16 protein-coding genes and 2 riboswitches are annotated in these 24,391 nt (G+C 51.9%); of the genes, 9 read left to right on the forward strand and 7 right to left on the reverse strand.

The annotated features are described in order from the left end of the window. Window positions 1-38: 38 nt before the first annotated feature. Window positions 39-144, reverse strand: a riboswitch (glycine riboswitch). Between the two features lie 4 nt (window positions 145-148). Continuing rightward, window positions 149-259, reverse strand: a riboswitch (glycine riboswitch). Between the two features lie 74 nt (window positions 260-333). After that, window positions 334-1,587, reverse strand: coding sequence for a Glu/Leu/Phe/Val family dehydrogenase (locus tag ACOQPM_RS09695; protein ID WP_420629053.1), 1,254 nt, complete (start codon window positions 1,585-1,587; stop codon window positions 334-336). Window positions 1,588-1,905: 318 nt separating this feature from the next. Between ACOQPM_RS09695 and ACOQPM_RS09700 the strand changes: the two genes are divergently transcribed. The 4 genes from ACOQPM_RS09700 (at window position 1,906) to ACOQPM_RS09715 (ending at window position 7,578) form a co-directional block, all read left to right on the forward strand. Continuing rightward, on the forward strand, window positions 1,906-2,703 hold the full coding sequence (locus ACOQPM_RS09700) for a DUF92 domain-containing protein (RefSeq protein ID WP_420629054.1): 798 nt from the start codon (window positions 1,906-1,908) through the stop codon (window positions 2,701-2,703). Window positions 2,704-2,754: 51 nt separating this feature from the next. Continuing rightward, on the forward strand, window positions 2,755-3,681 hold the full coding sequence (locus tag ACOQPM_RS09705; protein WP_420629055.1) for a WD40 repeat domain-containing protein: 927 nt from the start codon (window positions 2,755-2,757) through the stop codon (window positions 3,679-3,681). Window positions 3,682-3,791: 110 nt separating this feature from the next. Then, the gene (locus tag ACOQPM_RS09710) at window positions 3,792-5,408 is read left to right on the forward strand and encodes a sensor histidine kinase (protein ID WP_420629056.1); all 1,617 of its coding nucleotides are present in this window, start codon (window positions 3,792-3,794) and stop codon (window positions 5,406-5,408) included. A gap of 154 nt (window positions 5,409-5,562) precedes the next feature. Continuing rightward, complete coding sequence (locus ACOQPM_RS09715; RefSeq protein ID WP_420629057.1) at window positions 5,563-7,578, forward strand: S9 family peptidase; 2,016 nt, start codon at window positions 5,563-5,565, stop codon at window positions 7,576-7,578. A gap of 42 nt (window positions 7,579-7,620) precedes the next feature. Here the strand turns inward: ACOQPM_RS09715 and ACOQPM_RS09720 are convergent, their stop codons facing one another. Further along, window positions 7,621-8,163: a DUF805 domain-containing protein gene (locus ACOQPM_RS09720; RefSeq protein ID WP_420629058.1), complete on the reverse strand. Its 543-nt coding sequence runs from the start codon at window positions 8,161-8,163 to the stop codon at window positions 7,621-7,623. A 266-nt stretch (window positions 8,164-8,429) separates the two neighbouring features. Between ACOQPM_RS09720 and prfA the strand changes: the two genes are divergently transcribed. The 5 genes from prfA to ACOQPM_RS09745 all read left to right on the forward strand — a co-directional run bounded on the left by prfA (window position 8,430) and on the right by ACOQPM_RS09745 (window position 15,037). Then, window positions 8,430-9,500: a peptide chain release factor 1 gene (gene prfA, locus ACOQPM_RS09725; RefSeq protein ID WP_420629059.1), complete on the forward strand. Its 1,071-nt coding sequence runs from the start codon at window positions 8,430-8,432 to the stop codon at window positions 9,498-9,500. Window positions 9,501-9,581: 81 nt separating this feature from the next. Continuing rightward, complete coding sequence (locus ACOQPM_RS09730) at window positions 9,582-10,049, forward strand: MaoC/PaaZ C-terminal domain-containing protein (protein ID WP_420629060.1); 468 nt, start codon at window positions 9,582-9,584, stop codon at window positions 10,047-10,049. A gap of 15 nt (window positions 10,050-10,064) precedes the next feature. Then, window positions 10,065-10,523, forward strand: a complete 459-nt coding sequence (locus ACOQPM_RS09735; RefSeq protein WP_420629061.1) for a hypothetical protein — start codon at window positions 10,065-10,067, stop codon at window positions 10,521-10,523. Continuing rightward, a complete protein-coding gene (locus ACOQPM_RS09740) occupies window positions 10,516-14,115 on the forward strand; it encodes a PBP1A family penicillin-binding protein (protein ID WP_420629062.1) in 3,600 nt (1,199 codons plus the stop codon). Before ACOQPM_RS09735 ends, ACOQPM_RS09740 begins: the two co-directional genes overlap by 8 nt. Window positions 14,116-14,296: 181 nt before the next feature. Beyond that, window positions 14,297-15,037 carry an HAD family hydrolase gene (locus ACOQPM_RS09745; RefSeq protein WP_420629063.1) on the forward strand — a complete coding sequence of 247 codons (741 nt, stop codon included), beginning with the start codon at window positions 14,297-14,299 and terminating at the stop codon, window positions 15,035-15,037. A 2-nt stretch (window positions 15,038-15,039) separates the two neighbouring features. Here ACOQPM_RS09745 and ACOQPM_RS09750 read toward each other — a convergent pair whose 3' ends face one another. From ACOQPM_RS09750 to ACOQPM_RS09770, 5 genes are all read right to left on the reverse strand, one after another. Then, window positions 15,040-18,084 (reverse strand): NACHT and WD repeat domain-containing protein, encoded by a 3,045-nt coding sequence (locus ACOQPM_RS09750; RefSeq protein WP_420629064.1) that lies wholly within the window; start codon window positions 18,082-18,084, stop codon window positions 15,040-15,042. A gap of 69 nt (window positions 18,085-18,153) precedes the next feature. Beyond that, on the reverse strand, window positions 18,154-18,888 hold the full coding sequence (locus ACOQPM_RS09755) for a hypothetical protein (RefSeq protein ID WP_420629065.1): 735 nt from the start codon (window positions 18,886-18,888) through the stop codon (window positions 18,154-18,156). A gap of 16 nt (window positions 18,889-18,904) precedes the next feature. Next, window positions 18,905-20,320 carry a metallophosphoesterase family protein gene (locus ACOQPM_RS09760; RefSeq protein WP_420629066.1) on the reverse strand — a complete coding sequence of 472 codons (1,416 nt, stop codon included), beginning with the start codon at window positions 20,318-20,320 and terminating at the stop codon, window positions 18,905-18,907. A 10-nt stretch (window positions 20,321-20,330) separates the two neighbouring features. Beyond that, entirely contained in the window at window positions 20,331-22,637 is a 2,307-nt protein-coding gene (locus ACOQPM_RS09765; protein ID WP_420629067.1) for a caspase family protein, read from the reverse strand. Between the two features lie 59 nt (window positions 22,638-22,696). Then, a complete protein-coding gene (locus ACOQPM_RS09770) occupies window positions 22,697-24,358 on the reverse strand; it encodes a caspase family protein (RefSeq protein WP_420629068.1) in 1,662 nt (553 codons plus the stop codon). Window positions 24,359-24,391 lie beyond the last annotated feature (33 nt).

A 24,391-nucleotide genomic window follows, 5' to 3' on the forward strand; every position in this document is an offset into this window, starting at 1 on the left:
AAAAGGACGCATAGCAATCATAAAAATTGCTAGCGTCCTCTGTCATAGACCTGAGAGATTCGCAGCAGACGCGAAGGTTTGCCACTTGCCCCTTCGGTGTGGGCGTAAATTTCGCTGCCGCTCAATTAACGCTCACTTTCCAGATTAACCCAACCGCCCGGTCCTTTTACCTGAGAGTTTCACAGCAACCGTTTTTGTTTGCCGCTTGCCCCTTCGGTGACGCAAAAATAATACTTACGTTCTCTCCCGAACGGCCGTTTGCCCTATTTAATTGTTCACCATATTGTGCTAACAACATTGTAAAGTTTGCTTCCACAATACGCAACAACAAATTTAGACCCAGCCGCGCAGCCGTACCGCGTTGGCCACACGGTTTACGGCAACCAGGTAGGCGGCGACGCGCGTATCCACGTTTTTGCTTTGAGACATATGGTTTACAGCCTGGAACGCGGTGGTGATTTTCTTGTCTAGCCGCTGATGCACCATGGATTCATCCCAATAATATTGGTATCCGTTTTGCACCATCTCAAAGTAGGAAACAATGACGCCACCCGCATTACATAAAAAGTCGGGAATGATGTAAATGCCTTTGTCATTGAGGATGTTGTCTGCTTCTGGTGTCGTGGGGCCGTTGGCCAGCTCGGCCACAATTTTGGCTTTCACGCTATCGGCGTTTTTGAGTGTGAGCTGATTTTCAATTGCGCCAGGAATCAAAATATCTACTTCCAGTTCCAAAAGCTCTTCGTTACTGATGTTGTCTGTGCCGGGGCAGTCAATCACTTTGCCTGTTTTGCGCTGATGTTCCAGCACTACATCACAATCCAGACCGTTGGCATTGTAGATGCCGCCGTACTCATCGCTCACGGCCACAACTTTTAAGCCAAACTGCTTTTGCCCCAATATGTGCGCGTAGGAGCCAACATTGCCGTACCCTTGTACGGCCGTTGTTGCACCTTCCAGATTTAAACTTTTCAATTTGGCAGCTTCGCGGATGGTAAAAAGGCCACCCATTGCCGTGGCAGGGGTGCGCCCGGCTGAACCACCCAACTCTAGCGGCTTGCCGGTGATTACGCCTGGTTCGCGCCTTCCGGTGATGGTTTCATACTCGTCTAGCATCCAGGCCATAATGCGCGGGTTGGTGTTTACATCGGGGGCGGGCACGTCTTGGGTGATGCCCACGTAGCGGGCAATGTTACGCATGTAGCCACGACTAAGACGCTCCAGTTCATCTTGCGTCATCTTGCGGGGGTCACAAATGACACCCCCTTTGCCACCGCCAAGCGGAATGTCGGATACGGCCGTTTTCCAGGTCATCCAGGCCGCTAACGCACGAACGGTGTCAATGGTTTCATCGGGGTGGAAGCGAATGCCACCTTTGGCCGGGCCACGCGCATCGTTGTATTGCACACGGAACCCTTGAAAGGTTTGGGTCGTGTCATCATCCATTCGTACTGGAATGGTAAAGTGGAATTCGCGCATAGGCTCTCGCAAAAAAGCGTGCATGTGGGGGTCAAGCTGCAACACATCGGCTGCTTCATCTAACTGGGCTTGTGCAATTGCAAAAGGGTTCAGGTTTTCTTTCGTCATTATAAAATTTACTCCGTGGTAAAGTGGGTTTAGGATTGTTGCCAGCAAGGCAGGATTTTGCATAGACTATTTTGGAAACATTCAAGGGAGGGAAAGGTGCAAATGGTTTACTACCATTGGCTGACAAATCAAATTGTACAAGAATGAGTTACGAAGGTAAACACCGTTTTCTGTAATTAGGTTCAATCATGACTTTTTGCTCGAAGAAAGGTTATCTTTTTCTGAAACAGACAACGCTAGTTATCGTGGGATCCGCTTACCCGACTCTTCACAATTGAGGGGGGCTTTGGTACACTAACGCAGCTTTTTGAAAAGCCCATGTTTAATCAGCTTGCTCTCTCCTTCCTTCTTAGCGGCTTGGTTGCCGTTTTGGCTTACTGGCGCGGATCCCTGGCACCTTCTGGGGTGGCAGGCGCACTGCTGGTTGGCACCATTATTTGTGGCCTTGGGGGTTGGGTGTGGGGCATTTTATTGGCGCTCTTTTTTGTTAGCTCTAGCTTGCTCTCGCATTACAAAGAGCGCGAGAAACAGGCTGTGGCCGAAAAGTTTGACAAGGGGCACCAGCGTGATTTGGGACAAGTGTTGGCTAATGGTGGTGGCGGTGCGCTCGTTGCACTGATATATGGTATTTTCCCTTCCTCCTGGTGGTTTCTACTCTTTTTAGGGATTATGGGTACGGTCACAGCCGATACCTGGGCAACTGAGTTAGGCACACTCAGCAAGCGTCCTCCCCGCCTCATTACCACAGGGCGTATTGTGCCGGTCGGCAGTTCTGGCGGCATTTCTCTGTTTGGCACGGCCGTTTCCTTTATGGGGGGCTTGCTTATTGGGCTGACGGCCGGACTGTTAACGCAAATGAATCTTGTTGGCTTAACAATTACCGGCGGCATTGGTGGCTTAGCCGGGTCACTGTGCGATAGCTTTTTAGGCGCTACCGTGCAGCAAATTTATTATTGTGACGTTTGTGAAAAAGAGACAGAAAAAAAGGCTCATTGTGGTCAGCCTACCCGTCCTATCCGGGGTTGGGGATGGATGAACAATGATGTGGTAAACTTTTTATCTTCCTTCTTTGGGGGAGGCACGGCCGTACTGGTGTATTCTTTATTGGTAACGTAACCGACATTCATGGGACTGCTAACTCAACACACATTGCACATAGGAGTTACAATGAAAGCCCAAGCAAGTCCACCCGGGTTCACGCTTCGCCATAAGCTCAAGGCAAACAATCGAGCGATTACACGCATTGCCTGGTCGCCAGACGGTAAATTGTTGGCTTCTGCTTCTTATGATCAAACCGTCCGTATTTGGGATACCGAGCGCGGCGAACAAATCCGGGAGCTATATGGTTATAGTGGCTCTGTGTTCACAGTCGTCATTACCGCCGACGGCCAGTTAGCCATCTCTGCCTCTAAAAATGCGTTAAAAGTGTGGGAGATGTCGGGCAAAAATCGCTCTCGTACCTTGCGCGGCCATTCAGATTACATTTACGCAGTAGCGGCCACACCAGACGGCCATTTTGCCCTCTCTGGCGCGTATGATGAAACGATTCGCATTTGGAACCTGTCCAATGATTCAGAAGAAAAAATACTCACTGGCCACAAAGGGCGTATCGGCTGCCTGGCCGTTACGCCAGACAGCCAAACTGTTTTATCTGGCGCGGCCGATAGCCGTATTAGGCTGTGGGATTTGGCAAGCGGGCAAACCAAGCGAACCCTTGATGGCCATCGTGGCGAAATATTGGACCTGGCCGTGTCTCCGAACGGACAGCAATTTGCCTCTGCCTCCTACGATGGCGATGTGCGAATATGGCAGCTAAATGGCGAGCCAATTACCCACCTGTCCGTCCACGACAAACCGGTAACGGCCGTGTCCTTCTCTGCCGATGGGCGACTGCTCGCATCCAAATCTGCCGACGGCACTGTTCATTTTTGGCGTACCGACAGATGGGAACCCATAGTCATTCTAGAAGAGCCGCACTCCAAGTTTGCTTTTTCTGGGCTTGCCTTTCACCCTAGCCAGTCTGTCATCGCCACCCTCGGCGAAAAGGATAAAATTATCCGCATTTGGGATTTGGATTTAGCGCAATGGCTCTAAAGAACCACTGTTAAACAACGATATCAGTTTCATATTCCAAAAATCGTGCTAAGATGATTGACAATGACTACTGTTTCGCCAACCAGTTAAACTGAACAACATTAACCACCATGTACCGGGAAATTGAGCGCGCACCAATTGAACAAAACAAAAAGACGATTGTCCACGCGACGTTAGATACAAGGCTCAATGTCCTAAATTATTCGCCCAAATTGCGCCAATGGGTTCATCTGACAACAGATGATCTAGCTGATATACATCTCATTGATTTATTCCCCCAACTTGAACCCCACCAGCAAGATATTATTCAGCAGCTACAGTCGCCAGAGGGTATTTTCAGTTACCCAAATGCTTACTTTTTCCAAAGCACCAACCCAGATGACACTTTTGATTTGCAAATTGAGCCGTTCCCTGAACGCCCAAACCGATTGCTGCTAACCATCGTTCCCGTCTCTAAAACGGCCGACATGGCAAACCGGGATAAAAACGTGGCAACATTGGCGCGCCACAACCGAGAACTGCTGCTGCTGAACCGGGCCAGCCAAATATTAACCGCTACGCTAGATATTAATGAGGTGCTGGATCGCCTCCTGCAAGTGACGGTGCAAGTTATCCGTGCTACTGGCAGTTCTGTTTGGCTATGGGAAGATGCAAATCAAGAAAAGTTGATTTGCCGGGCTGCTTTTCATCCTGGCACTGAACAAAAATTGCTAGGACAAGCTGTGCATTCAGGGAACGGTATTGTGGGCTGGGTGGCTGAGAAAAATGAAGGCACAATTGTATCTGATGCGTCGTCCGACGGCCGTTTCTACCCCAGCATAGACAGCAGCAGTGGCTTTGTTACCAACTCCATTCTGGCCGTACCTATTCACTTGCGTAACCGGGTGTTGGGTGTACTAGAAGTTGTGAACAAAAAAAGCGGCCGTTTTAAGTCGCAAGACCTTACCTATGCCCAGATGTTAGCCGCTTCAGCCGCCATCGCCATTGACAATGCCCAACTCATCCAAACGCTAAGAACCAAAATGGAAGATTTGAAGGTGCAGAATGCAGAATTGGCAGCATTTGACCACACAGTCGCCCACGATCTGCAAAATCCGCTAGCCTTGGTGGTAGGGTTTGCCGATCTGCTGAAAACTGCGGAAAACAACATTACCCTAGAAGAGCAAACACGGGCCCTGGAACTGCTGGTGCAAAACGCGCATCGCATGAGCAACATCATCCAGGAGCTGCTGGTTCTTTCTAGCGTACGTCAGCGAGATGTAGACGTGTATCCACTAGATATGATGGAAATTGTGCTAAATGCTCTAGACCGTCTGCGTTTTACCATACAGAAATCCAATGTTCGCCTCATTTTGCCTGAATCTTGGCCTGTGGCTAGTGGATATGCGCCGTGGATTGAAGAAGTGTGGGAAAATTACATTGGCAATGCACTCAAATATGGCGGCAACTCGCCCAAGGTTGAATTAGGTAGCGAGATTTTACCAGACGGCCGTATCAAATTTTGGGTGCGAGACAACGGCGAAGGCATTGATCCGGAAAAGCACCATTTATTGTTCACACCCTTTACCCAACTAAGCCAGGTGCGGGCTACCGGGCATGGGTTAGGGCTTTCCATTGTGCGTCGCATCATGGAAAAGCTGGGGGGCGAAGTGGCTGCACAAAGCGAACTGGGCAAAGGGAGCACTTTTAGCTTTATCTTGCCCGCTTATCATCCCCTATCTGCATAATCTTGCCAGCGCTGGCAGGCCCGACCATGCCACGCTATCATTCCCAATTCTGTAATCCGTAACCAGTCCCCAGTAATCGGTAAGCCATTATTCACCGATTACTGATCACTGAATACCATATACTGACCACTCATTTTCATTTTATGGAGGTACCATGTCTCAGGCAGAAAAACGGCCGATTACCGCCGATGATCTATACAAACTAGAACTCGTCTCTGACCCACAAATCTCTCCCGACGGTTCTCGTATCATCTTTGGCCTTACCCGCGTAGACCGTAAAACAGAAAAGAAATACAGTAACCTTTGGTTGGTTCCCAGCGATGGTAGCCGCCCAGCCCGCCAATTCACTTACGGCGATCAGACTGATACACACCCGCGCTGGTCGCCAGACGGCCGTTCCCTTGCCTTCCTCTCCAACCGCAAAGATGAAAAACAGTTCCAAATTTACGTCATTCCTATCAACGGAGGCGAAGCTCGCCCTGTAACCAAAATGGAAGGCAGCTTTGCCGGATTTGTCTGGTCGCCAGACGGCCGTTCCTTTGCCACCCAGTTCCGCAAAAAAGATGCGGCTGCTATCGAACGCGAAAAAGATGAGCATAAGAAAAAGCTAGGCATCGTTAGCCGCCATATCACCGGGCTCGATTATAAATTTGACGGCGGCGGCTACACGCCCCAAGAAAAGTGGCACATCTGGACCATTGATGCCGCCAGCGGCGAAGCCACACAGCTAACTGACGGCGACAAATTTAGTGAAACCCAACCCCAATGGACGCCAGACGGCCGTTCCCTCATCTTCATCTCCAACCGTGACCCACAGCCAGACCTCAACTGGGATCAGACTGAGCTTTACCGGATTCCAGCAACTGGCGGCAAAATGGAACTGATCTCCTCGCAAGAAGGACGCAAAAACAGCCACACCATTTCGCCAGATGGCAACTGGATAGCGTTCATGGGACGCAGGCAAAAAGGGCGTTGGTACCAAAACGACTGCCTTTACATTGTCCCTATCAACGGCGGCACCGCCCGCAACCTGTCTGGCGAGACGGATTTGCACCTGTCCACCGTCACCCTCACGGATGTGGGTAGCGGTACGTCGCAAACTTTGCCTACCTGGTCAGCAGACGGCCGTACCATCACCATTCAGGCCACCGAAAAAGGAAACCAGCCCGTCCTCGCCTTCAGCACTGACTCAGACAACCCCGGCTACCAGCGCATCATCAACAATGCCGGATTGGTCGGCAGCTTCAGCCTGGATGCCTCCCAGCAAACAATTGCTTACCTCTGGGGCGATTTAAGTGCCCCGGCCCGCATATGCACGCTAAATTTAGCCGATGGTGCCACGCAAACGCTCACCCAGTTCAACAACCAGCTTCTGGCCGAATTGGAAGTTGGCAATATTGAAGAGGTCTGGTTCAAAGCCAAAGACGGCACCGACCTGCACGGCTGGATTATGACCCCACCGAACTTCGACCCCAGCCAGAAATACCCCTCCATTTTAGAGATTCACGGTGGTCCCCAAACGCAATACGGCCGTGCTTACTTCCACGAACTTCACTTGCTGGCCGCACAAGGGTACGTCGTTTACTGGAGCAACCCACGCGGCAGCCAGGGCTATGGTGAAGATTTTGCCGGAGCGATTTACAATCGCTGGGGAACCGTTGATTTTGAGGACGTGATGGCCTGGGCCGATTATGTTGAAAAACTGCCCTATATTGACAGTGAGCGCATGGGGGTGACGGGCGGCAGCTATGGCGGCTACATGACCACAACCATTATTGGCCGGACAAATCGGTTTAAAGCGGCCGTTGCCCAGCGCGTCGTCAGCAATTTCATCAGCTTCTACGGCTCCAGCGACATGAACATCGGTACCGAATATCTGTTTGGTGCCGAAAAAGCCCCCTGGGAAGACCTGGAAAATTATTGGCGGCAATCCCCCATTTCCACCATCGGTAACGCCACCACACCCACCCTCGTCATTCACAGCGAAGCCGACTATCGCTGCGACCATGAGCAGGGTGAGCAACTGTTCGTTGCCCTGAAAAAGCTAGGTGTAGACACGGAACTGGTGCTATTCCCCGAAGAATCACACGGGCTTTCCCGCGCTGGCCGCACCGACCGCCGCATCGAGCGGCTCAACCATATGATCCGCTGGTTTGCAGCGTATTTATAGTAAAAAGGTAGTTGACAGTCACCTTCGAAGGTGACTGTCAACTCATGCAATAAAACGTCCCCCACCTGTCTGACTAACACTCACTCTGCTTTCTTGAGCTAGCAGATAAAAGATAACAATTTGCCCAAAAGGAACCAAAAATAGTAATTGCCACCACCCACTTCTGCCAATATCATTTAGCCTTCTGGTGCCAACGGCAATGAAGGGCACTAAGAGGATCAGCGCTACGATTTGATAGGCGTTTGGGTGGAGGGTGGTAGCAACGGCCGTTACCAGCAAGGCAAATAGAAAAAACCACCAATACTCAAATCGAGTCGCGCCATCAGAAAAGTTAGCAAAATTAACAAAGCCAGCTTTCACAGCATCCAGTGGCGTCATCTTTTCCTCATCCTCATTCACAATCAGATCATTTGGGCCAATCTCAAAAGCGTCGGCCAAAGCGCGAACCGATTCAATGGATGCTTTACTATTACTTTCTAAACGCTGAACCGTTCGAAGGCTCAATCCGCAAGCCTCACTCAATTGCTCTTGAGACCAATTTTTCTCAGAGCGCAACCTTTTTACCTTACCTGAATCAATTCTCATTCACTTTTCCTTTAGGAGTTACGCAGTAAAGAGTACAAAAGTCTTTCTCTCTCTGGAATTCAAATCATTAGCTCCAAGACTTTTGTAGTCTGGTGAAGGTAAGTGCGTAACTCCTACCTTATGAACCATTGGCAATCTTTTAGTTACCATTTACACAAAACCAAGCAAAGTATATTTGAAAAATAGATGCACTGTCTACGACAGCTTGGCGACACTTTTACGACAGGGTTTGTTGCCCGCACAACAATATGTTATACACTTGAATTATGCTAGACAAAATCAAACAAGTCGTCACCCGCTACGACGAAATTGAACGACAAATGACCGACCCGGCCGTGTTGGCCGACCACGTAAAGCTCACTGAGCTAGCACAAGAACGCTCCGATTTGCAGGCGCTGGTGGAAGCGTACCGCGAGCATGAGCGGGTAAAGCAAGAATTGGCAGACGCCCGCGAATTGGTCGAACTGGAAGAGGGTGAAATGGCAGCGCTGGCAGCAGAAGAGGTTAAAGATTTAGAAGCCCGCCTAGAATCGTTGGATGGCGAAATGCGCCGCCTGCTGGTGCCCAAAGACCCCCGTGACGAGCGCAATGTCTTTGTAGAAATTCGCGCCGGGGCAGGGGGCGATGAAGCGGGCATTTTTGCTGCCGACCTGCTGCGAATGTATATGCGCTACGCTGAAGGCCGCAAATGGAAGCCTACCATTTTGGAAGAGAATGCAACCGGGGTGGGTGGTTACAAAGAAGTCATCTTTTCAGTAAAAGGCAAGGGGGCTTACTCACGCTTCAAGTATGAAAGTGGCGTTCACCGGGTACAGCGCGTACCGCAAACAGAATCGCAGGGGCGCATCCATACCAGCACGGCAACTGTGGCCGTGATGCCAGAAATGGACGAGGTGGACATCACCATCGATCCCAAGGATTTGGAGATTACGGCCACCTTTTCCTCCGGGCCGGGTGGGCAACATATGCAAAAGAATGCAACGGCCGCTCGCGTCGTACATATTCCTACAGGCATGTTTGTCAAAATACAGTCAGAGCGCAGCCTGACCCAAAACAAACAGTTGGGTATCGCCATTATTCAAGCCCGGTTACAAGAAATTGAGCAAGAAAAGCAAAATACGGCCGTGGCCGCCGACCGTAAATCACAAATTGGCACGGGCGACCGCAGCGAAAAAATCCGTACCTACAACTATCCACAGGGGCGCGTCACCGACCACCGCATTGGCCTCAGTAGCTACAACCTGCCCGCCGTCATGGATGGCGACATTGACCAATTTATTGATGCCCTTACCGTCGCCGACGAAGCGGAGAAGCTGGCCGCGTTAAACGAATCGTAAAAAATGTGTTCAGGTGCTCAAGGTAACTTTCCGCCCACTCACTTGAAAACCTGAACACTGGAACACCAAACGGAGTACTGAATGTCCAAACTCACCTACCAACCACGGGGAAGCTATTTTGAACAATTTGAAGTGGGGCAGCAGCTAGTAACGGCCGCACGCACCATCACCGAAACAGACATTGTCCGTTTTGCCGGGCTGACGGGTGACTATAACCAGATTCATACCGATGCCGAATACGCGGCCAAAGATACATTCGGGCAGCGTGTGGCACACGGCATGTTGGTGCAATCCATCGCCACAGGCCTGGCTGTGCAGTCTGGCATCATTGAAGGGACGGTACTTGCCTTCCGTGAGCAAACTGCCAAGTTCAGCCTGCCCGTTTTTATTGGCGACACGGTACATGTCGAATTAAAAATTACGGAGATAAAAGCGTTGCCGCGCTTGGGCGGCGGGAACATAAACATGAAGTACGCCGTTTATAATCAACATGGTAAAGCAGTGCAGCGTGGCGATTGGGTCATGTTGATCAAAAGCCGGAATAGTTAACTTTGCAGGTTACTAGTGAGCACAATCAAGCATTCGCACACATTTCAAATCAATCAGAATATTGATGTTCTCTTTCCGCTGTTTAGTGCTGAAGGGGAAAAGCTTTGGGTGCCTGGTTGGGATTATGAACAAGTTATGGAAGGCACAGAACTCCATGAAGATTATATTTTCCTGACCGAAGCTCATGACTATGCCTCAACAAAGGCGATTTGGCTCGTAAAAAAGTTTGAGCCTGAATCACATCTTGTGCAATTTTATAAGGTTGAACCAGAAGATAAGGTGGCTATCATTACTGTAGATTGCACGGAAATAAGCAGCAAGCAGACGCTGGTAGAAGTGAGCTATGAATATGTTGGGCTAAGCTCAAAAGGAAACGCATTCGTGGCTCACTACACGTCAGAAAAATACAAATCATACATAGATGAGTGGGAGCAATTGCTCATCAGCTACTTTGAATCAAAAACAGATGAGTGACGAACAAGAACGGCCGTTACCCCCAAACGATCCCGACGAAGAAACCCCCAAACCAGCATCCCTGCCAGATGAGGATGAAGCATTTGGCACGGTGTCGCTGTTTGATTTGATGGAAGAGGCTGGCGATGAAGAAACGCCAGAAACCATCGTGCTGCGGCCAGAGCTGGCTCCACGCCCCAAACCCGTACAGGCAGAAGATCCCAAAATTGATGAACAAGAAGTAGAAACGGCCGCTTCCAACGACGCCCCTACCGAACCCTCCGATGACGAGCAAACCCTCACCATTGGCCTACCCGGCTCAGATGATGAAGAGACCGGCGACTTGCCGGCCATTCAGCCAGCGCGACCCAAACCTGCCCCGTTGCCGCTTACGCCATCCAAGCTGCGCCCCATCGAACGGCCACCTGTGGAAGACCCCGACGCCACCGAGGTGTCGCCCGATTTAGCCATTCCCGCACCGGAACGGCCGCTTTCTGAGCAACCCACCCAAATTTACCAGCGCGAAGAGCCAGAGACAGCCAGACCACTTGACGAAATCGAAGCAACTGACGAAACCGACGCTCACACCGTCGTGCGCCCGGTGCGTGAAGCACCCACGCGCCCCCAACCGCGCCGCGAGCAACGACCAAACCGTCGGCCAGACCAGGGAGCCAGGCTGAGACCAAAACCCCAACAGCAACCCCGTCGCCAGCAAGGGCAACCCACCGGGCAGGTTGTCATGCCCCAACGCGAACCCAAACCGCGCCCCAAACGGCATGCCCCCGGACGCCGCAACTGGGGTAGCTGCCTCATTCGAGGCGTGGTGATCAGCCTAATGCTGGGCGTGGTGGCGCTAGCGCTCACCGCTGCGGGATTAGCCATTGGCTACCGGGTCATCGCCAGCGATTTGCCCCCCGTGACCGAGCTAGAAAATCGTGTTAGCACCTTTGAGACGGCGCGTATTTACGACCGCAACGGCAATGAACTGCTCTCTCTGGCCGATCCTAACGTGGGCAACCGCACCCGCGTGCCGCTGGCGCAAATCTCAGATCACCTAATCCAGGCGACCATCGCCACAGAGGATTCCCGCTTTTACGACAATTTTGGCTTTGACACGATTGCCATCGCCCGCGCCATCTGGCAGGCGGCACAGGAAGGGGAAGTGGTCTCCGGGGCCAGCACGATTACGCAGCAGGTGGTTCGCGCTACACTCTTGGAAGAAGATGAACGCACCGAGCGCACCTTCCGCCGCAAAGTGCGCGAAATTATTCTTGCCGCCGAGATGTACAACACCTACGACAAAGACACCATCCTGGAAATTTACCTGAACGAAATTTATTACGGCAATTTGGCCTATGGCATCGAAGCCGCAGCCGAGACCTATTTTGACAAATCGGCAGCAGATTTAACGCTGGCGGAAGCCTCTTTGCTGGCCGGGCTGCCTCAATCCCCCGCCAGTTGGGATCCGTACACCGCACCCCAGTTGGCGCTGGGTCGCCAATCGGAAGTGCTTACCTTGATGGCCTCCGAAGGCTACATTTCTACCGCCGAAGCGCAGGCCGCGCTGAATGAAACCAACGCCTTCATCTTCGACATGACGCCGCCCGTGCGGGAGATTACCTATCCGCACTTTTCGGTGACGGTGCTACAACAGGCGGAAGAGATGTTAGGAGCGCAAAATATTTATCGCGGTGGCTTGCGAATTCACACCACGCTGGACCCCACAGCCCAGCAGCTAGCCGAAACCACGCTGGCCAATGCCCGCCCCAACATCAACGCCGCTGGTGCCAACAATGCGGCCATGGTGGTGCTAGAACCGTCTACCGGGGAGATTTTGGCCTTGGTGGGCAGCGTAGATTTTGACGATGAAGAAATTAGCGGCCAGGTGAACATGGCACTAGCCCCACGTCAGCCAGGCTCAACCATCAAACCGTTTGTATACCTCTCGGCGATGGAGCAGGGCTGGACGCCCGCCACGCTGATTTGGGACGTGCCCACATCGTTTCCCAACGGCACCAATCCACCTTACGAACCGAAGAATTACGACAATGAATTTCATGGGCCGCTGCGGTTACGGCCGTCTCTAGGCAACTCCTACAACATTCCAGCGGTGAAGGCGTTGGAGTTCGTGGGCGTATGCAATTTTATTGATAACGTGCAAAAAATTGGGCTGACGTCGCTGCAAGACCCTGGCTGCGTAGAGCAGGGTGCGCCGCGCAACTACGGCCTGGCACTCTCGTTGGGCGGCGGCGAAATTAGCCCGTTGGAGATGGCTGGAGCCTTTGGCACGCTGGCCAATCAGGGCAACTTTGTTGCGCCATTCACCATTCGCCGCATCGAAAACAGTGCGGGCGATATTTTGTTCCAGGAACCAGCCCCCGATCCAGCAATCACTCAGGTGGTTCGCCCGGAACATGCTTTTTTATTGAGCGATATTTTGTCTGACAACAGCGCCCGCCAGCCGGAATTTGGCACGAACAACACGCTGGTTATTCCCGGCCATCGGGTTGCGGCCAAAACGGGCACCTCTGGCACCGACCAATTCGATGTGCGTGACGGCTGGACGATTGGCTACACGCCGGAGGTGGTGACGGCCGTTTGGGTGGGCAACACCAATAACGAACCCATCGGCGAGGGGCAGTCCGGTACGCGGGTGGCGTCGCCCATCTGGAACAGCTTCATGGCGCAATTTTTGGCCAATAAGCAACCGGTGGATTTTGTACGGCCGTCCAGCGTGGTGGACATCGAGATTTGCAGCGATTCCGGCACGCGCCCCGGCAACGACTGTACCGACCGCCGCATTGAGCGATTTGCTGAAGACCAGCCGCCGCTGAGCAGCGAGCAAGATTTTATTCAGGCGGTGCAGCTAGACCAATGGACTGGCCTGCAGGCTAACGATTTTTGCACCGAGAATGTGTACCAGGCCAGCTTCTTCACGCTGCTGGTGAGCGGTGGCGAAACCGTGGAAGCGCGTGAGGAAACGGTGGCGCAGGATTGGTTAGAGGATACGGCCGCTGGGCAAGCGTGGGCCAACAGTCGCAACATCGCCGTGCCGCTGCGCCTGCCGCCAACCCAATCGTGCGATGAAAACACACCTCGTCCGCAGATCACTATTAGCCAACCAGCGGCGGGCAGCGAGATTATTGATACGGTGGAAATTCGCGGCTCGGTGAGTGCGCCGGGCTTTGGCGGCTACCAGGTGGAGTATGGCTTTGGCAACGAGCCCGGCGGCTGGGGCATGGTGCAGGAGCAGCAAGGTTTGAGCGTAGAAAATGGGCTCCTGGCCAGTTGGGACACATCCTCACTGAGCTATTCTGGCCCGCTAACGATCCGGGTGCTGCTGTTTGGCCCGGACAATCCCAGCACGCCAGAGGAAGATCGCGCCATTGCCGAAGAGCGCGTGGTGGTGACCCTGCTGGAACCCACGCCAACACCTACTCCGACAGCGACACCGACCGCGACGCCCACAAACACGCCCACGGCCACGCCGACTGAGGAACCAACCGGAACCGCCACCCCCACCACAGAAAGCACAAGTACGCCAACGGGAACGGCCGTTGCCACCGAAACCGCCACCCCCACAGCGACAGCATCGCCTACGCCCACACCGTAAGCAGTTTTCTGCCACAATTGGCCCAATTTATGCCCAGCCCCCAAATTTTGCGTGAAAATGAGAGCAATTTCCTGCCCAAACAAGCAGCCAGGCCAGTTTTGATGTGACCTTCACGCCATCCCCTTGTCCAAAAAAGTACAATGACGAGCCATGATAGATTACATTCAGGCAAGGGTAACGTATGAGTTCATCGCAGAACGCACGGCAGGTGGGGGCGGTAACGGCCGTTCTCTTTGATTGGGACTTCACATTAGCATACTCACTGGGGCTGCACGTTTCCCATGTGGCTCGCACCACCACGTTGTTCCAAAAATATGGCGTTGTTTGCACCGAGGCGGACGTAATGGCTGCACGGGCGTCGCTGGCGGCAGATATTGCCAGCGGCAAGCTGACCGGATCGCTGCGGCCACAAAAAAAGCGGGAGATCATCCGGCTGTACCGGGAGCTGCTGCGCCGCCTCAACCACTCCGACGACAGCTACGACTTTGCCTACGACGTGTATGCAGGCTACGGCTTGCTGCCCCACTTTTTGTTTGATGATGTGCTGCCCACCCTACATGCCTTGAAAGAGCGAAACCTGAAGCTGGGCATCCTCTCCAACCACTCCTCCTCGGTTCGCGCCACGATTCACGAGCTTTTGGGGGAGATCATCCCCCAAAACCAAATCACGATTAGCGAGGAAGTGGGCATACACAAGCCCCGCAAAACGATCTTCCAGCGAGCAGCGAGCAAGCTGCGCCAAAAACCAGCCAACTGTTTGTACGTGGGGGATAATTTAGAGGTAGATGCCAAAGCGGCCGTACAGCCCGGCGGCTACGCGGGCGGCATCTGGATAGACCGCTACGAGCAGCAGCGCCTCAATCCCCTGCCCCAAAACGTCCACCGCGTCACCAACCTCACCCAGCTCATCTTGCTGCTGTGAGCTTACTCCTCTAAACTTTGCCAGTCCGCCTGCTGTTCGAGGGTGAGATATTCAAACAACGGCTCAAAAAGCTCCCGTTTGCTGCGGGGACAAGCGTCTAAATCATCCCGAAAATATTGTTGGCATTCTTCATCGGTGAAATCACGCTGAATGCGCCGATATGATTCATTTACGATGTATTTCACCGAATAACCGGGCCACACCCGTACCGTCTCATCGGCACCTGTAGTCACAATCCTCTCTCCATCTGGGTTAAATGTCGCTGACCAGACTGCATCTTTATGCCCATTCAGTACTGCCAGTTCATTACCTGTCACGTCCCACACTCGCGCCGTCCCGTCTATGCTGGCCGTCACAATTCGCTCCCCATCTGAGCTGAATGTTGCTGACCACACCCAATCTGTATGCCCGTCCAGTATTGCCAGCTCATCCCCTGCTACATCCCATACCAGCACCGTCCCATTATTAAGGTTTGTCGTCACAATTCGCTCCCCATCTGGGCTAAATGTCGCTGACCATATCCAATCTGCATGACCACTTAGCACCGCCAGTTCGCTCCCTGATGTGTCCCACACCCGCGCTGTCCCGTCTATGCTAGTCGTCACAATTCGCTCCCCATCTGGGCTAAATATAGCTAACCTCACCGCATCCGTATGCCCATTCAGCACTGCCAGTTCATTACCTGTCACGTCCCACACTCGTGCCGTCCCGTCTATGCTGGCTGTCACAATTCGCTCCCCATCTGAGCTGAATGTTGCTGACCACACCCAATCTGTATGCCTGTCCAGTATTGCTAGCTCATTACCTGTTACGTCCCACACTCGTGCCGTCCCATCTTCACTAGCCGTCACAATTCGCTCCCCATCTGGGCTAAATGTCGCTGACCACACCCAATCTGTATGCCCGTTCAGTATTGCTAGCTCATTACCTGCCGCATCCCACACCTGCGCTGTCCCATCACCACTCGCTGTCACAATCTGCTCCCCATTCGAGCTAAACTCTGCAGAACTGACCGCACCTTCATGCCCTCTGAGCACCGCGAGTTCGTTACCCTCCGTATCCCAGACCCGTGCTGTCCCGTCATCACTCGCGGTCACGAACTGCTCCCCGTCGAGGCTAAACGTCGCCGAATTGACCATACCTTCATGACTGTACAATATTGTTGTTGGATATGTTGGAAAAGGTGTTTGTAAAGTTATTGCTATTGAATAATGTGTGTTTGGTTGACGGTTTAGACGAAATCCTGCTACTGCAATCAATAATGCTTTTATAGGATCATTTCTTGCTTCAACACGCGCTAATTCTGCTAATTGGTTAGATTGAACCACCTCCTTTAATTGCCTAATTTCCGCTTGCGTCCTTACTGCTTGAAAAGTGGAATTAACTGAAATGATAAGCAAAATCCCACTAATCACTATCGCCCATCCGAGAATGCGGCCAATTCGTTTTTGACTTTTTAGATCTTCCTCGCGCTTACGGCTAGCTTGTGCTTTTTGTTGTTCCTGCTCTCTATGATCTAAGCTGGTCTGAACAAACTCGACCGAAATAGAACCAAGAGACGATTTTATTATCTCAAGTTTTTCTTCTATCTGTAGAAGGCGACGACCGCGATACAAAAACCCGGCATCGTGATCTTTAGCCCATGCTTGGGCGTCGTTGTTAATCTGGTTTTGTAAGGCAATGAGGTCGCGGTTTTCATCTACTAGGGCACGCAACCAGGGCCAGGCGTCAATCATTTTTTCATGAGCAATCGTCACCGTGCTGTCCTGGTCGCTGGTCGTCACAGCTTCCCCTTCCACCACGGCTAAATCGCTGGTGGTTACCAGGCGCATATCAGCCAGGTTAGCTAGCACTTGGGTCACTACCTCGGCGCTGCTGCCGGCGGGGATCAGTTCGGCAAAAGTGGCGGTGCGGCGGGTGTCTACGCGCCCTTGCCCCACCTCAATCAGCTTAGAGAAGATGTTTTTGGCAATCTCTTTTTGGTCGTCTGTGAAGTTGTCAAACACTTTGTTGGCGTGTTCTTCCAGTGCTTTTTCCAGCCCGCCCCGCTGCACATATTCGGGCAGGGTCAAATCCATCGGCTCGCCCTTTTTTGTTTTCTCCACTTCAAACAGGTCACGCAGGGCAAAGCTCATCAGTGGCAGCGCATCGGGGGAGCCTTTCATGTCGGCAATGATTCGGGAAACCAGTTTGTCATCAATGTCGGCACCCACTTGCAGAGCGGGCAGGGTAATTGCTTTAGTCAAATCGCGCGGGGCCATTGCACCCACTAGCTGGAATTGCTGGCTCATCAGCGCACGCAGCTTCTCGTGGCCGGCGCAGTTAGAGACAAAATCGGAGCGCAGGGAGATGATGATAGTGAGGGGGCTTTCTGGCGCTTGGGAGGCGTGGGTGAGCAGGTCAATGAAGGCTTGACGCTGTTCGGTGCTTTTGGTTTGGGTAAATAGCTCCTCAAATTGGTCTACCAGCAGCAGGCAACGGCCGTTCCCATCCTCCAAATACATCGCAACCTGACGCAGTAAGGTTTCGGCCGTTGGGTATTCATCATCTTTGGGCTGAAGGGCGTCGCCAACGGCCGTTGCTTTTGTCGCTTTTTCCATGGCCGTGGCCAACTGCCCAAAGGGATCGCCTTTCGGCTGCATCGTCGCCAAGAGCCAGCGGTCGCTGTTTTCAATCGCCTCCCCCTGGCGCAGCGCGTGGAACAAACCGGCACGCGCCACCGACGATTTGCCGCTGCCGGATGGCCCCGCAATGGTGATGAAGCTGGCCTCCTGCACCCGCTGGAGCAGTTCTGCCACCAAACTTTCGCGGCCAAAAAAGTAGCGGGCGTCGGCTTCCTGGTAAGCACTAAGGCCGAGGTAGGGGATACGGCCGTTCCACACCGTCGGCTGGTCCTTATTTTTCAGCTCAACAACGAGTGCTGCCACTTCTTCGACGGTGAGTCCCTGGTAAACGGCCGTTGCGCCGCGCCCAATCGCTATCGCTTTGCCATTTTTAATGTCGCCAATTTCAATATGGTCGCCACTGGTTTGCTCAGTTTCTGACATGCTGCTACTTCCTTTCTATGAAAAACGGACTGGAACGATTCTACTGTGCAAAAATTGGGTAGAAAGCGATTATTGTTGCTGAACGGCCGTTACAAACTGCGCCACCACCTCATCAAGTCCATGTACAGAGCCGCCTATTTCTTGAGCAAGCTGCTGCTGCCCCAGGCAGAGCAGCTTCAAATGCAGCGTGTCCACTGGCTGTTGCGCTGCCAAATTGAGGATGAGGTTCATGCCCTTGGTTAATTCGTCAGCAACCTCTTTTTGTTTCCTGGAAGCAAAATCTAGGTAATCTTTTAACTCATCTACCGCTTCTTGCACGGTGAGGTTGCTGATGGTGGACGGCCGTTCCGTAGGTGCTTCCCCCTTATTCACACTTGCCGAAGAACCTCGGCCAATGGCAAGCCCTTCGGCATTGTCAATATTGCCCACACTGATTTTGTCACCACCGACCTTATCACCCGCCACCTTGTCGCCATGCACTACATCACCGCTGTACACATGATAATTGACAACCTGCTGAATATCTTCCTGAGCGATGTCTTTTGGCAGTTGGAAATTGGCAGGCACATCTTGCCAATTGATAAAAGATCGCTTTTCCCTGACAAGATTTACCAGTTCTTGCAGCCGCCCCTCCCTTGCCAACGAAACAATTAAATTTCTGATGAACGCCGATTTTGTGTTGCCGGGAACATTATCAAAATCAATATTCAATTCAAAGCATAGCGATCGCACTTCTTCAAAATTAAAGCGTTCAGATATGTTGCTGTGCAACGCCGACATAAATTTTGCACTTTTACCCGCCATCAGTTTCCCTCTCTTTTTATAATGTTTCGCGGAAAATTTCGGTGCTGATGGCCTCACTGCCATCCCCAGGCACCGTGTAATAAATTGCTTCGGATGGTTGGTTTGGCGGTTTCAGCTTCAAAATCACGTACCCATGCTCATAAACCCCAGATCGCTCATCCGCCACGAGTTCGATCCGTTGACCCGGTTCAACATCTTTGTCGTACAGTTTTACACCGGTTTTTTCTTCAACTTCGTAGGGGTTTTCTTGGGCAAGAATAGGAAACGCCCCGTACCCCACGCACCGTCCCTTCGCCAACCCAAATTGATCGGCATACACCTGCAAAACATGTTCATGCCCCCAAAACCAGGCGTCAATCATTCTGGTTTTCAGAGCATCGGCAAACTGTTCTTGCAAATGTTGGTTAATGTAATCCTTACCAACCTTGAGATATGCAGAAAAAAGTTGGTGATGCGACAGGAAAATCACCCGACGATCCCCTCGATTTTCCAGCTTGTCCAGATGCCAGGCCAGCTCTTCATCCGTTAGATGCGTTTCATGATCCGCGCCAATGTCTTGAAGCACCAGTCGAGCGTTATCAACGGCATGTTTGAAGTAGTCGTGATCGTGGTAGCCAGTGTCTAGCCCATGAATTTGCCAATGATCGTTTCGCAAACAGAAGAAGCTGGCTTCCTGCTGCGGCGTGCCCGCTGGGGCGGCGGGCGGCTGGTTCAGGCGAGCCAGCTCATCGTAAAAAGCCGCGCCGCCCGCATAATAATCGTGGTTGCCGGGCAAATTGTAGAGCACACACGGGTAATCTTCACGAATGCGATTGACGATGTTGGTGAAGTTTTCGGCTTGCTCTTTGCCTGTGCCGGAGTAATAGACATCGCCCAAATGGATCACCACGTCTGGTTTGTGCAGGCACATCTCTTCAAAAACCAGCTCCGCCACCCGCTCGCCAGACCCCCAATCGGCAATCAGTCCAATTGTTAGCGTTTCACCCTTGCCCTCTGGCAGAGGGTAAACAAAATCCTCGCGGCGGGCGGGCTTGCGGTAGACGGGTTTGTTGCCGCTGAGCTTGTAGTAGCCAGCCGCCACGGAGGCAATCTTTGCCCAGTTGATGGCATCACACAGGCTGGCCGTGAGGATGTTTTGGAGCCGTTCAACTTCATCATCCCGCCCCAATGCCTTGGCCTTCGCCAAATCGAGCGTATGCTGCACACAAACGCCCATCGTGCTAAACAGATCGCCGCCACCTTTGGCATGCGGGTCTAGCACGTTGGCCAGGGTTTGCATGGTGTCGTCCTCTGCCTTAAGCCCCAGCCCGGCCGCGTCAAAAACTGACTTTTCCAAATCGTCCTGCTGAGCAATCTCATCAGCCAGCACTTCTAAAAATGCTGATTGAAAGACGGATTGTTCGGCCGTATGAAAACTAATGGGTGCTGTCATTTCTCACCTCTCATTTTTGCAGGCGGCCGACTACGAATTTAGTAGCAGCCCCAGCCACTTTAGCAATGATAGAGTTCGTAAACAGATTGACAATGCCCTCTACGGCCGTTGGCGCAGCTTCGGCAATGTCACTAATTAAATTAGCCATCTTATCATCATCGGCATCGTCCCCTTTACTTGCTTCTTCTTTGAGTTCGTTAACTTGAGGAATAACAGCCGGATTCTGTTGCGCCATTTGCTGCAACAATGGCGCAAAAAGCTGATTCAATTCTGCACCGCTGACACCTTGTGTAACATTTGCCTGTGCTCCACTACCAATGGCAATTCCTGTCCCGCTAACGTTACCAACCGAAATTTTATCCCCACCGACCTTGTCACCACCAACTTTATCCCCGTAAACTGTATCACCTTCGTTTACTGTTTTGTTTCCCATATGTTCCACATTCACATTGCCGCCAGCATTGATCTGATTGCCTTCCACTTTCTGTCCCTCCTGATTAAAAGTGGTTGTTGATTTGTCTACATTGCCATGCACTTCATCGCCCTCGACAATCTTCCCATCACCGCCAGCAAAGTTGCCGCCGCTCATGTTAAACTCTCCATCAATGTGAATACTACCCTCTTTATTAATAATATCGCGACCAGCCACATCACCGCCTTCAGTATTAATGTCCCCTAAATGATTAACGCTAACCAAATCAAACATTAATGAAATTACGTGGGGTTTAGCATATGGGGATGGATTTACCCTACTTATTGTTCGCAATGGTTTTGATCTAACTTTTTTGTGGTTACCTCCTGAAAATTGAAATACTTCTATCAAAATTTGTAAGTCACCTGAAATTAGAGGGGTCATCAAAAACTCTATTGGCTCCGGCTCATTATCCTCTTGTCCATACGGCTCTACCTCAATCATTTCCGAAAGGGAGGACGGTGAAAAATTGGGGGCACTGATTCTAATCTCGACATTTGCTGGCAATAGATTTTCTTGTTTGTCAACCGGAAAATCTAAGCGAAAGTCCCTCGAAGTCCGAACATCTTCCTCCTCAAGTTGGTAATCAGGTTCAAGGTCGAGTAGCTCTCGCAGACCTTTAGAACCTGAGTCACGTATAAGCGCTAAAACAACTGTAGCTTCACCAACTTTGACTTCACCTCTCGTTGCCGCGTCCATCACTTTGGCTTGACGCCCAAAGTTTGCTCCCTTACTATTGATATCAATAGCAATAGGCTTCTCCACATAATCATCCTCTGCAGCCTTGCCATCTCCACCAGTGAAGTTGCCTCCGCTCATATTAGACCCGCCATCAATGTGAACGCCACCTTCTTTTTTTATGATGTCTCGTCCGGCTACATCACCACCAGCACTAACATCCCCTGCAAAAACGCCGCCCTCTGCATGACCCACTTCAATGTTAACTGACGGCAGCGGTGCTAGCGGATACGGCGGTGTGCCGCCTAACCCTTTGGCCACACCCTGACCACCAATAAGCTGCGCGACAGGGAACACGCCAGAGGTCCGCATCACGGGGGTTTGGTCGAGGTTTTGCTCTTTAGCTGACAGCTTAACTTTGTGCGTCACCCAGCTCATCACGTCCGTGACAGACACCACGGTGGCATCATCGGCAGGCTTTGCATGACCTGTGAGCGCTTCAATGAGATGGTAGGTAAACAGGCTCATCTTCCCGTCTGTGCGAATGTAGGAGGATTGTGTGCCTGTTGAAGAATTCAAAATAGCGCGTCCCTGCCCTTCCTTTAGGTCGTTGACCGCCTTATCCCCTGGTTCCATCTCCAGAATGGGAATATCTTTTGTTTCCGGCAAATCAATGGGGAAAGCAGTGGCCTCTACATCAGGTGCGTTCAGTTCAATTTTTTTTACGTCCATGCCAGCCGCATGGCAGCAATCCAAAATAACCAGCATTCGCTTGGCTTTGATCGCATTGATTTCGGCCGTAAGTTCCTCTGCTTTGATGGCATCAGCCCGCACGCGGCTCATGGAGCGAATGTCGTAGGGGATGAGATAATATTGGTCGGTTGCTTTGTCTACCATGCCGTGACCGGAATAGTAGATTACGGCCGTTGCCTCTGCATCTTCCGCCACTCTTTCCTGCAACCAATATAAGGCATCCAAAATTTCCTTGTTCGTGGACTTCTCACCTTTAAGCAGTTTCACATTGTCAGGCTTATAAGCACATCGTTGAGGATGCACCAACACATCATGCACCGCCTGCACGTCTTTGGCCACTGTTTTCAATGCCAATCGCTCGATGTTATTCTCATCTACGCCAATTACGACGACATAACCATGTTCAAAAGCCATTGTTCAATCCTCTCGAAAACTGGGGAAGCTATAATTAGCGACAGAATGAAGGCATCTTATTATTTGCGGAGGCGCTTGAGGACGTATTTAGTAGCCCCTCCAGCCGCCTTAGCCACGATTGAGTTTGTGAACAGGTTAACGATGCCTTCAACGGCGGCCGGAGCTGCGTCGGCAATAGCACTAATCAAATCAGCCATCTTTTCGTCATCGGCATCGTCCCCTTTACTTACTTCTTCTTTGAGTTCGTTGACTTGAGGAATAACTGCTGGATTCTGTTGCGCCATTTGCTGCAACAATGGCGCAAAAAGCTGGTTCAACTCAGCCCCGCTAACACCCTGATTAACCGTTGCACTCGCCCCGGAACCAATAGCGATGCCCGTTCCGCTGACATTGCCAACTGAAATTTTATCCCCACCGACCTTGTCACCACCAACTTTGTCACCACCAACTTTGTCACCATGAACCGTATCCCCTTCGTTAACTGTCTTATTGCCACGCACAAAATCACCTCCACCGGTATTGATGTTATCACCCATATGCCCAATATTTACATCGCCACCTGCATTTACTTGATCGCCTTCCACTTTCTGTCCCTCCTGGTTAAAGGTTGTCGTTGACTGATCCACTGGTCCCTGATAGGTTGTCGTTGATTGATCAACAGGACCTTGATAGGTTGTGGTTGTCGTCTGAACGGTATTGCCGTCTCCTGTTACAACGAAGCCGCCTACATTGCCTTCCACATTGGCAGCCCCTTCGCCCAAAACCGTATTGTTGTCACCAACGGCGGCCGCACCGCTCCCAACTTCCACGTTGATGGACGGCAGCGGCGCCAGCGGATCGGGTGGTGTGCCGCCGAGACCTTTAGCCACGCCCTGGCCGCCAATGAGCTGCGCCACCGGGAACACACCAGTAGTACGCATTACGGGCGTCTGGTCGCGGTTTTGCTCTTTGGCCGACTGCTTGACTTTATGCGTCACCCAGCTCATCACCTGGGTAACGTATACGACATTGGCATCATCGAGGGGCGGGGCATGGCCGGTGAGAGCCTCAATGAGATGGTATGTGAACAGGCTCATCTTGCCATCTGTGCGGATGTAGGAGGATTGTGCCCCCGTTGAAGAGTTCAAAATGGCGCGTCCTTGACCTTCATTTAGGTCGCTGGCGGCTTTCGCACCTGGCTCCATTTCCAGAGTGGGAATATTTTTGGTTTCTGGCAAATCATCGGGGAAGGCGGTGGCCTGCACGTCTGGCGCGTCCAGATCAATATTTTTCACATCCATGCCCGCCGCGTGGCAGCAGTCTAAAATGACCAACATTCGCTTGGCCTTGATCGCGCTGATTTCGGCGGTGAGTTCTTCGGCTTTGATGGCATCAGCTCGCACGCGGCTCATGGAGCCGATGTTGTAGGGGATGAGGTAATATTGGTCGGTTGCTTTATCCACCCAGCCGTGGCCGGAGTAGTAGAGTACGGCCGTTGCCTCCGCATCTTCCTTCACCTTGTCCTGTAACCAGTACAGTGCCTCCAAAATATTCTTGTTGGTCGATTCAGACCCTTTGAGCAGCTTCACATTATCTGGTTTGTAGGCGCACCGTTCAGGATGGACCAGCACATCATGCACCGCCTGCACATCTTTGGCCACCGTGGGCAGGGCCAGCCGAGAAATATTATTTTCATCTACGCCAATCACCACCGCATACCCATGTTCAAAAATTTCACTCATTTTGACCTCCTGATAAATTAAGTCTCATTTGAG

Source organism: Candidatus Leptofilum sp. (assembly GCF_965223525.1).
Classification (GTDB): domain Bacteria; phylum Chloroflexota; class Anaerolineae; order Promineifilales; family Promineifilaceae; genus Leptofilum.

What these genes read in the sequence shown, in the direction of transcription:
- ACOQPM_RS09755 (WP_420629065.1), bottom strand. Translation starts at nt 18,888, where the DNA reads ATGGCGGGTAAAAGTGCAAAATTTATGTCGGCGTTGCACAGCAACATA.
- ACOQPM_RS09750 (WP_420629064.1), bottom strand. Translation starts at nt 18,084, where the DNA reads ATGTCAGAAACTGAGCAAACCAGTGGCGACCATATTGAAATTGGCGAC.
- prfA (WP_420629059.1), top strand. Translation starts at nt 8,430, where the DNA reads ATGCTAGACAAAATCAAACAAGTCGTCACCCGCTACGACGAAATTGAA.
- ACOQPM_RS09765 (WP_420629067.1), bottom strand. Translation starts at nt 22,637, where the DNA reads ATGGCTTTTGAACATGGTTATGTCGTCGTAATTGGCGTAGATGAGAAT.
- ACOQPM_RS09705 (WP_420629055.1), top strand. Translation starts at nt 2,755, where the DNA reads ATGAAAGCCCAAGCAAGTCCACCCGGGTTCACGCTTCGCCATAAGCTC.
- ACOQPM_RS09710 (WP_420629056.1), top strand. Translation starts at nt 3,792, where the DNA reads ATGTACCGGGAAATTGAGCGCGCACCAATTGAACAAAACAAAAAGACG.
- ACOQPM_RS09770 (WP_420629068.1), bottom strand. Translation starts at nt 24,358, where the DNA reads ATGAGTGAAATTTTTGAACATGGGTATGCGGTGGTGATTGGCGTAGAT.
- ACOQPM_RS09715 (WP_420629057.1), top strand. Translation starts at nt 5,563, where the DNA reads ATGTCTCAGGCAGAAAAACGGCCGATTACCGCCGATGATCTATACAAA.
- ACOQPM_RS09745 (WP_420629063.1), top strand. Translation starts at nt 14,297, where the DNA reads ATGAGTTCATCGCAGAACGCACGGCAGGTGGGGGCGGTAACGGCCGTT.
- ACOQPM_RS09700 (WP_420629054.1), top strand. Translation starts at nt 1,906, where the DNA reads ATGTTTAATCAGCTTGCTCTCTCCTTCCTTCTTAGCGGCTTGGTTGCC.
- ACOQPM_RS09720 (WP_420629058.1), bottom strand. Translation starts at nt 8,163, where the DNA reads ATGAGAATTGATTCAGGTAAGGTAAAAAGGTTGCGCTCTGAGAAAAAT.
- ACOQPM_RS09730 (WP_420629060.1), top strand. Translation starts at nt 9,582, where the DNA reads ATGTCCAAACTCACCTACCAACCACGGGGAAGCTATTTTGAACAATTT.
- ACOQPM_RS09740 (WP_420629062.1), top strand. Translation starts at nt 10,516, where the DNA reads ATGAGTGACGAACAAGAACGGCCGTTACCCCCAAACGATCCCGACGAA.
- ACOQPM_RS09695 (WP_420629053.1), bottom strand. Translation starts at nt 1,587, where the DNA reads ATGACGAAAGAAAACCTGAACCCTTTTGCAATTGCACAAGCCCAGTTA.
- ACOQPM_RS09760 (WP_420629066.1), bottom strand. Translation starts at nt 20,320, where the DNA reads ATGACAGCACCCATTAGTTTTCATACGGCCGAACAATCCGTCTTTCAA.